The sequence below is a fragment of the Collimonas fungivorans genome (assembly GCF_028292705.1).
Lineage (GTDB): Bacteria > Pseudomonadota > Gammaproteobacteria > Burkholderiales > Burkholderiaceae_D > Collimonas > Collimonas fungivorans_B.
Window position 1 is genome coordinate 18,435 of the sequence record NZ_JAQGLV010000167.1, and the last position, 8,977, is coordinate 27,411.

Below are 8,977 nucleotides of genomic sequence, written 5' to 3' on the forward strand. Positions count from 1 at the left end.
TACAGCACAAATTACAGCTCCCAGAATGCGCTTAAAACAAGAGCAATAACAAGTATTCCCATAAAAATATCCAAGGGATAGGAGACAGACAACATGCTGGCATTACTCGGTTTCATTACTATCGTCACCCTGCTGGCGGCGATCCTGACAAAAAAGATGTCGCCGCTGGTGGCGCTTATCGCAATTCCCATCATCGCCGCCCTGATAGGCGGCTTTGGCCTGGAGACTTCGAAATTCATCGTATCGGGCATCACCAGCATTGCGCCGGTGGCCGGCATGTTCGTATTCGCCATCCTGTTCTTCGGGATCGTCACCGATGCCGGCATGCTGGATCCGATCATCTCCGCCATCCTGCGCATCGTCGGCAGCCGCCCTACCCGCATCGTGCCCGGCACCGCGTTGCTGGCGCTGCTGATCCACCTGGACGGCTCGGGCGCGGTCACTTTCCTGGTGACGATTCCGGCCATGCTGCCGTTGTACACGCGGCTTGGCATAGACAAGCGCATCCTGGCCTGCGTCGCCTCGCTGGCGGCGGGCGTCAATTTCCTGCCGTGGACCGGCCCCATGATCCGCGCTTCCGCCGCCTTGCACATCCCCGTCAGTGAAATCTTCACGCCCTTGATCCCGGTGCAGATCGTCGGCCTGGTGTTCGTTTTTTCCGTGGCTTATTACCTCGGCTTGAAAGAAGAACGGCGGCTCGGCCTGACCAAGGGCGCGCCGCTCGGTTTCGTCCATACCCACGAATTGTCGGAAGCGGAAAAGAACATACGCCGTCCGCAGAATTTCTGGATCAATATCGTGCTGACCGTGTTTGTATTGGGCGTGATGATCAGCGGAAAAATCGATCCGGTGGTGATGTTCATGATCGGCGTGGTGCTGGCGCTGATGATCAATTACCGCAACGCCGACATGCAGCGCGCACGTATCGATGCCCACGCCAAAGCTGCCTTGCTGATGGCCAGCATCCTGTTCGCCGCTGGCGTGTTCACCGGCATCATGACCAAATCCGGGATGCTGAGCGCCATGGCCAAGATGGCGGTCGGCCTGGTGCCGCCGTCGATGGCCTCGCATATCCCGGTAGCGCTCGGTCTGCTGTCGATGCCGTTGTCGATGGTGTTCGATCCCGACTCGTTCTATTTCGGCGTGCTGCCCGTGATCGCCGAAGTCGGTCACATGCTGGGCGTGCAGCCGCTGCATGTGGCGCAAGCCGCGCTGCTGGGCCAGATGACCACCGGCTTCCCCGTTAGTCCGCTGACGCCGGCGACCTTCCTGGTGGCCGGCCTGGCCGGCATCGACCTGGCCGACCATCAGAAATACACTTTCAAATACCTGTTCGCTGCGTCCGTCATCATGACCATCACCTGCGTCGTGATCGGCGTCTTTCCCTTGTGAGGCGCGCTTTAGATTGAGGAAACCAGCATGAGACATATCCGCATCGGCGCCGGCGCCGGTTACTCCGGCGACCGCATCGAACCCGCCATTGAACTGGCGCAGAAAGGCGAGATCGACTACTTGGTGTTCGAATGCCTGGCCGAGCGCACCATCGCCATCGCCCAGCAGACCCGGATGAAAGATCCTGCGCTCGGCTTCGATCCGCTGCTGGCGGAACGGATGCAGGCTGTGCTCGCCATCTGCAGCGAGAAAAAAATCAAGATCATCACCAATATGGGCGCCGCCAATCCGCTGGCCGCCGCCGCCATGGTCCGGCAGATTGCGCAGGCCATGCAGCTCAAGCTGAAGGTGGCCGCGGTAACCGGCGACGATGTGCTCGACACCCTGAAAGCCGGCGACTACACCAGCGACCAGGACATCGCCGTCAACAGCCTCGGCGACAAGCTGCTCTCGGCCAACGCCTATATCGGCGCCGCGCCCTTGGTGCAAGCGTTGGCGCAAGGCGCCGACGTGATCATCACCGGCCGCGTGGCCGACCCGGCGCTGTTCCTGGCGCCCTTGATCCACGAATTCAACTGGGCCATGGATGACTGGCACCGCCTCGGCCAGGGCACGCTGGTCGGGCACTTGCTGGAATGCGCCGGCCAGGTCAACGGCGGCTATTTCGCCGATCCCGGCTACAAAGATGTGCAGGGACTGGCGCGGCTGGGATTCCCGATCGGCGAGGTGGCGGAAGACGGTTCGGTGGTCATCACCAAGGTGGCGGGTTCCGGCGGCCAGGTAACGCCGGCCACCTGCAAGGAACAGCTGCTGTACGAAATACACGATCCCGCCAGTTACTTGACGCCGGACGTGGTGGCCGATTTTTCCGCGGCGACCGTGGAGAAAATCGGTCCCGACCGGGTGCTGGTGCGAGGCGCCACCGGCCGCGCCAGGCCGGATACCCTGAAAGTATCGATAGGCTACATCGACAGCTACATCGGCGAAGGGCAGATTTCCTATGCCGGGCCGGGCGCGCTGGCGCGCGGCAAGCTGGCGCAGGCGATTGTCGCGGAACGGCTACAACTCAGCGCGGCGGCGTTCGATGAAATCCGCTATGACTTGTTGGGAGTCGACGCCATCCACGGCGCCGCCTTGTCTGCGCAAGCAAGCGAACCGTATGAAGTGCGGATCCGCGTAAGCGCCCGCAGCGACAGCATGCGCGATGCCATCCGCATCGGCAACGAAGTCGAAACGCTGTACACCTGCGGTCCGGCCGGCGGCGGCGGCGCCACCAAGACGGCGAAGGAAGTGGTCGCGGTGCAGTCATGCCTGCTGCCGCGCCGGCAAGTAACGACCTCTGTGCATTTCGAGTGAGGAAAAAGATGAAACTACGCGAACTTGCCCATTCCCGCGCCGGCGACAAAGGCGACATCTCGAACATCTCGGTGATCGCCTACCAGGAGAAAGATTACGCGCTGCTGGAAAAATACCTGACCCCGGAACGCGTTAAAGCGCATTTCGCGGGCATCGTGCACGGCGAGGTGCTGCGCTATGCGTTGCCAAGCCTGGGGGCGCTGAACTTCGTCATGCAACGCGCCCTGGGCGGCGGCGTCACCCGCTCGCTCGCGCTGGACGCTCACGGAAAATGCTTGAGTTCGGCGATAATGACCATGGAAATTCCTGACGATACCGATCCATCCTGATCCATCCACTCCGCCAAGAAAGGAAGTCCATGAGAATGCAGATTGGCCGCTTGCCGACACAAGCCACACTGGCTCTTGCCCTTGCCACGCTGGGCACCATGGCGTCGGCGCAAACGCTGACGCCGGAAACCCAGCGCTACCACGACATCTATAAAGAGCTGGTGGAAATCAATACCAGCCACTCCGCGGGCGATACTACAAAAGCCGCGCACGCGATGGAAAAACATTTGCTGGACGCCGGTTTCACGGCCACCGATATCCAGGTGATCGAACCGTTCCCGCGCAAAGGCAACCTGGTGCTGCGATTCAAGGGCAACGGCAGCAAGCAGCCGCTGCTGTTGCTGGCGCATATCGACGTGGTCGAAGCCAAGCGCGAGGACTGGAAGACCGATCCTTTCCAGCTGCAGGAAACCGGCGGCTATTTCACCGCCCGCGGCTCTATCGACGACAAGGCGATGGCCTCGGCTTTTGTCTCGGTGCTGAGCCAGCTCAAGAAGGAAGGATTCAAGCCCAGCCGCGACATCATCCTGGCGCTGACCACCGATGAAGAGCGTGGCGATGTGGAGAGCAACGGCGCCAAATGGCTGATCGCCAACAAGCCGGAATTGCTCAAGGCAGAGTTCGGCATCAACGAAGGCGGCGGCGGCGAACTGCGCGACGGCAAGCCGAACCTGCACCGGATCCAGGTCGCCGAGAAAATCTACGCCACCTACGAACTGGAAGCGCGCGATGCCGGCGGCCACAGCTCGACCCCGACTGCCAACAATCCGATCTATGCCATTGCCGCAGCCCTGAACAGACTGAGCGCTTATCGCTTCCCGGTGCACCTGGCCGAGGTCACCACCGGCTATTTCGCCCGCAGCGCGCCATTCGCCAGCGGCCAGCTGGCCGCAGACATGCGCGCGGTCGGCAGCGGCAAGCCGGATGCCGCTGCAATCGAACGCCTGTCGGCGGTCCCTGACTACAATGCGCAGCTGCGCAGCACCTGTGTAGCCACCATGGTCAACGCCGGCCATGCCGAAAACGCACTCCCGCAATCGGCCAAGGCCACCGTCAACTGCCGCATCCTGCCGCAAGACGATCCCGACGATATTGATCGCCAGCTCAAGCAGGTGATCAATAACGACAAGATCGCGGTGCGCTACACCAACAAACCGCTGCGCAGCCCGGCTTCGCCGCTGAACGGCGACCTGGTGAAGACAGTCGAAGCACTGACCCAGGATATGTGGCCTGGCGTGCCGGTAGTGCCGGCCATGAGCACCGGCGCCACCGACAGCAGCTATATGCGTAATGCGGGAATTCCCATGTATGGCGTGTCAGGCCTGTTTGTCGAACCTTCGGACCGCCGCACGCACGGCCTCGACGAGCGCGTCGAAATCCAGCGCCTGTACGACGGCCGGGAATTCCTCTACCGCCTGGTGAAGCGCCTGGCGCAATAAGGCCCGGAGTTGCAACGGCTCCGGCGCTGGCCGGGGCCGGACCGCCGAATTCGATCGCAAGAACCAGAGTGTCCAGGACCTGGATATGTCCTATGTTTCAGTTACGCAGCAGCTGCTGCTCGCCAACTGACGGACACTCGCCATGAACTTTATCGAATTGCTCCTGCTCGCCGCGATCTGGGGCGCCTCTTTTCTCTTCCTGCGGATTGCCGCGCCAGAATTCGGTCCCTTTGCGCTGATCGCGCTGCGCGTCGGCATCGCCACATTGGTGCTGGCGCCGGTGCTGCGCTCAGCCGCCGCCCGCAGCCAATGCCGCAGCAAGGCATGGCCTTTGTTTGTGGTCGGCATCAGCAATTCTGCGATTCCATTCGGCCTGTTTGCCTATTCCACGCTGTACGTGAACGCCGGCATCGATTCCATCCTGAACGCAACCACGCCGATCTGGGCCGCCCTGATCGCAGCGCTGTGGTTCGGGCAAGCCATGAACCGCAGCCAGGTCTGCGGCCTGATGCTGGGCCTGGCCGGGGTTGCCGTGCTGGTGTGGGATACCGCGGGCGCCGGCGTTGCCGGCGTGCCGCTGGCGATCGCCGCCGCGCTGCTGGCTGCCGTGTGCTACGGTTTTGCGGTGAACTATTCAAAGCGGCGCCTGGCTGGAGTCCAGCCGCTGGTGGTCGCTTTCGGCAGCCAGCTGGCCGCCTCTGTCGTGCTGCTGCCGCCGGCGCTGCTGTCCTGGCCGCAACAGGCGATCGCGCCTTCAATCTGGCTGTGCGTCGCTGCCCTCGGCGTGATCTGCACCGGCCTTGCCTACATCTTATATTTCCGCCTGATCGAACGGGTGGGTGCCGCTTATGCCGCCTCCGTCACTTTCCTGATTCCGGTCTTCGGGCTGATCTGGGGCACCGTTTTCCTTGATGAAAAAATCACACCGGCAATGCTGGCCGGCTGCGCCATCACCCTGCTTGGGACCGGGCTTGCGAGCGGCAAGCTGGACGATTTGCTGCCAGGGAAGCGAAAAAAATTGGCATGAAGCGGGCAGCCATGACAGAAAGGTATTGTCGCGCGTTGTAAAAATTTGATTAAATGATTAAAAAATACTGATTTATTATTGTTTTACGATAATTTTATATTAAAATACGACCATCCTATCGAACAGGAGGCGTCGTGCAGCAAAACATCATCACCCTGGTCCGCCGCGTCCTGGCCGCGCTCTGCTCATGGCTGGCCATTGCCATACTGGGTTTCTATCTCGCCGCCAGGATCTTGCCGCATCTGGGCATCAGCGCCTCACTCGAAATGGTCCTCCAGCACACCCTGGCCGACCAGGCCATAGCGCGTCTTGGCAACACCTTCTGCATTTCCATCCACCTCAATAACAAGCAATAAACCCAAGGACGCTGCATGAAACAAGATCGCATTGCGCAAACCAGCCAGCGCATGGCCAGCCTTACCATGCTGTTGCTGGTTGCCATACTGGTTTTCAATATCGGCGGCTGGCTGTTTCCCGATACGCTCAGTCAAGTACTGGATTTTTCCAACGCCGGGACCAAGCTTGGCATCGACATTTCCACCCTGCCGCCATGGCAGCTGCTGGGCGCCATCGTCCTCACCAATATCCCGCTGCTGGCATTGGGATACGGCTTGTTCCAGCTGCGCGCGCTGTTCCGGCGCTATGCCCTAGGCGAATATTTCTCGCCGGCGGCCGCCATCCACCTGGGCCGGGTCGGCCACGGCATCGCGTGGTGGGTGCTGCTGGATTTCCTGTGCGGGCCGCTGTCTTCCGTCTGGCTGACGATCACCCGGCCGGCGGGCCAGCGCCTGCTCAACATCGGCTTTGACAGCAATGCGATAGTCGCCCTCTTCATGGCGGCCTGCATCACCGTGATCGCCCGCATCCTGCAACGCGCCAGCGAAGTCGACGCAGAAAATCGGCAGTTCGTATAAATGAGCATCGTCATTACGCTGGACGTCATGTTGGCAAAACGCAAGGCGAAATCCAAGGATCTGGCAGCGGCCATCGGCATCACCGAGCAAAACTTGTCCCTGCTAAAACAAGGCAAGGTAAAGGGCGTGCGCCTGGAAACCCTGGAAGCGATCTGCCGCTACCTGGATTGCCAGCCGGGCGACCTGCTGAGTTACCAGCCGGACGACAAGGCTGCTGCAAGGGAAACCGACTCCCTTCCTGATCAACACTGAAAACATGGCTAACGAGAGCCGCTGGCCTGCTGCGGTAAACCGGCGTGCAATGAGCCTGGGCTTGTTGCTGTCCTTGCTGCTGCATGTCGGTTTGCTGCAACTGTTCCGCCCTCACAAAACAATCGATGCCGCTCCGGCTGCGCAGGCAGCGATGACGCTGTTGCTGCTGCCGGCAGCGCCGCCCCTGCCAGTCTCGGTACGAGCGCTATCGCCGGCCAAGCCAGTAGTCGTGCAGCATGGCTCGCGCCCTGATAAATCGTCTCTACGCGCAAATACAATAACGCCGCCGCTGCCTGCTCCGCCGCGCGAAAACAGCATCAGCGACATGGCAGCCATCCCCCAGTCGCAGGGCAAACAACCTCGCGTGGATCTGGACGCCGCACTGAAAACGGCCCGACAGATAGCCACAGATCCCGCCAGCAGGCGCAACGGCACCGCCGTCTCGCAATTGCAAACGCATCCGCTCGAAGCTCGGCCGGACAGCCGCCTGGCGCAGGACATTCAACGCAGCGCGCGTGCCGACTGCCTCGACGTCGGCCGCCCTTTCGGTTTGTTGGCGCCACTGGTGCTGGCCGCCGATGCGGTATTGTCAAAAAAAGATGGCGGCTGCAAGTGGTAGCGTTCGCTGATGTTCTTGTGGCTGGCCGGTTACGGTGTTACATTTTTCTCTTTTGCAATTCGGGGTCAGGGCCAAATAAACTATTCGACTCTGACCCTAATTAATTTCGCAACAATGGAGAGAAAACGATATGCGCGCCATCCTCAATTTCCTGTGGTTTGTGCTGGGCGGGGTGTTCATGGGCCTGGGTTGGTGGCTGGCAGGCGCCGTCGCCTTCCTCACGATAGTCGGCATCCCATGGGGCAAAGCCTGTTTTGTGATCGGGCAGTTCACTTTCTTCCCTTTCGGCAGGGAAGCCGTGAGCCGGAAAGAACTGAACAATAGGGACGATATCGGCACCGGCGGCCTGGGCCTGGTAGGCAATATCCTGTGGTTCGTGTTTGCCGGCGTCTGGCTGGCTATCGGCCACGTACTGTCGGCCATCGCCTGCTTCATCAGCATCATCGGCATTCCGTTCGGCGTCCAGCACCTGAAGCTGGCCGGCATTGCGCTGGCGCCTATAGGGAAAACCATTGTGACGAAAGAAGTGGCGGCTGCGGCACGCCGGCAAGGCGCGGAAGATAGCGTCGCCAAGTTGCGCGGCAACGCGTAGACGGCCCGGATCGGCGACGTTACGCTTATTTTTTGCCGATGCGGCCTGCTGCTCCCTGCGGCGCCGTATTCGCAACCGCGCCGCGCACTTCGAAACGGACCTGGTCAACCACAGCCATTTTATGGTCCAGCAATTCCAGCACATGCCGGCCGGGCCATGGCATCCAGTCGAGAGCAAGCGGCGAATCGGAAGCTGCTGCCTGGCGGTTGGTTGTCTTACCATTTATCTTACCGGTCTTCGCCACCGGCAGCGCCAGCAGCTTGCCATCCAGCCGCCACGTACCGCTGGATAAACCATCTGCGGCAAACCGTATGCGCTGCCGCTGCGGCGGAATATCCGGGTCCAGCGCTACCAGCATGCCCGGCGTCGGATAACGGATGGCAATGCTGATGTCGTCTGACTTGGCGGTGGTGATCAGGCTTTGCTCTGTCCCCGCCAGGAAATACTCCGGGCGCGGCGCTTCAATCTTGTCTTGGTAGCGGATATCCTGCTCCACCACGCCGGCCGGTTTTTGCGGAATCTGCTGCCGCAGCTGGTCACGCGTGTGCAGGTATTGCATCACTTCCTGCCAGACCGGCGCGGCGCCGGTCACGCCGGATACGTCCCACATCGGCAGACCCGACGCATTGCCGACCCAGACGCCCACTGTATACCGGTCCGAATAACCGACCGCCCAGTTGTCGCGCATGTCCTTGGAAGTACCGGTCTTGACTGCCGCCCAGACGCGCGTCGAAAGCGCGTTCTCCAGGCCGAACGTGCGGCTGCGGGCGCTGCGGTCGGACAAGATGTCACCGATGATGAAAGCGGCGCCGGGATCCATCACCTTGTGCATTTTTACCGCAGGATCGCTCAGCGCAGTGCGCACACCGCTGTAGCGTCCCTGGTTGGCCAGCGCGCGGTAGGCATTGCTCAGCGCCAGCAGGCTGACGTCGGCGCTGCCCAGCGCCAGGCTGTAGCCGTAATAGTCACCGGATTCGCGCAGCTGGAAACCCAGTCCTTGCAGCCGTTCGAAGAAAGTCGTGGGCGTCACCGTCACCAGGGTGCGCACCGCCGGAAT

The 8,977-nt window shown here is 61.2% G+C and carries 10 protein-coding genes and 1 pseudogene; 10 read left to right on the forward strand and 1 reads right to left on the reverse strand.

Going from position 1 to position 8,977, the window contains the following annotated elements; translation table 11 throughout:
* The first annotated feature begins 93 nt into the window (after positions 1-93).
* From JWQ61_RS09170 to JWQ61_RS09215, 10 genes are all read left to right on the forward strand, one after another.
* Complete coding sequence (locus tag JWQ61_RS09170) at positions 94-1,392, forward strand: CitMHS family transporter (RefSeq protein ID WP_304360255.1); 1,299 nt, start codon at positions 94-96, stop codon at positions 1,390-1,392.
* Positions 1,393-1,419: 27 nt separating this feature from the next.
* Entirely contained in the window at positions 1,420-2,748 is a 1,329-nt protein-coding gene (locus JWQ61_RS09175; RefSeq protein ID WP_304360256.1) for an acyclic terpene utilization AtuA family protein, read from the forward strand.
* Positions 2,749-2,756: 8 nt separating this feature from the next.
* Complete coding sequence (locus JWQ61_RS09180; protein WP_304360257.1) at positions 2,757-3,077, forward strand: hypothetical protein; 321 nt, start codon at positions 2,757-2,759, stop codon at positions 3,075-3,077.
* A gap of 29 nt (positions 3,078-3,106) precedes the next feature.
* Positions 3,107-4,516, forward strand: a complete 1,410-nt coding sequence (locus JWQ61_RS09185) for a M20/M25/M40 family metallo-hydrolase (protein WP_304360258.1) — start codon at positions 3,107-3,109, stop codon at positions 4,514-4,516.
* Between the two features lie 142 nt (positions 4,517-4,658).
* Positions 4,659-5,543 carry a DMT family transporter gene (locus JWQ61_RS09190; RefSeq protein ID WP_304360259.1) on the forward strand — a complete coding sequence of 295 codons (885 nt, stop codon included), beginning with the start codon at positions 4,659-4,661 and terminating at the stop codon, positions 5,541-5,543.
* 134 nt (positions 5,544-5,677) lie between these two features.
* Positions 5,678-5,899 carry a hypothetical protein gene (locus JWQ61_RS09195; RefSeq protein ID WP_304360260.1) on the forward strand — a complete coding sequence of 74 codons (222 nt, stop codon included), beginning with the start codon at positions 5,678-5,680 and terminating at the stop codon, positions 5,897-5,899.
* Positions 5,900-5,914: 15 nt separating this feature from the next.
* Complete coding sequence (locus JWQ61_RS09200) at positions 5,915-6,457, forward strand: DUF2975 domain-containing protein (RefSeq protein ID WP_304360261.1); 543 nt, start codon at positions 5,915-5,917, stop codon at positions 6,455-6,457.
* A complete protein-coding gene (locus JWQ61_RS09205; protein ID WP_304360262.1) occupies positions 6,458-6,709 on the forward strand; it encodes a helix-turn-helix transcriptional regulator in 252 nt (83 codons plus the stop codon).
* Between the two features lie 4 nt (positions 6,710-6,713).
* Entirely contained in the window at positions 6,714-7,328 is a 615-nt protein-coding gene (locus JWQ61_RS09210) for a hypothetical protein (RefSeq protein WP_304360263.1), read from the forward strand.
* Between the two features lie 130 nt (positions 7,329-7,458).
* Positions 7,459-7,920 carry a YccF domain-containing protein gene (locus JWQ61_RS09215; RefSeq protein ID WP_304360264.1) on the forward strand — a complete coding sequence of 154 codons (462 nt, stop codon included), beginning with the start codon at positions 7,459-7,461 and terminating at the stop codon, positions 7,918-7,920.
* Positions 7,921-7,945: 25 nt separating this feature from the next.
* On the opposite strand, the pseudogene JWQ61_RS09220 reads toward JWQ61_RS09215, so the two are convergent.
* A pseudogene (locus tag JWQ61_RS09220) lies at positions 7,946-8,977 on the reverse strand (penicillin-binding protein 1C); the annotation flags it as partial.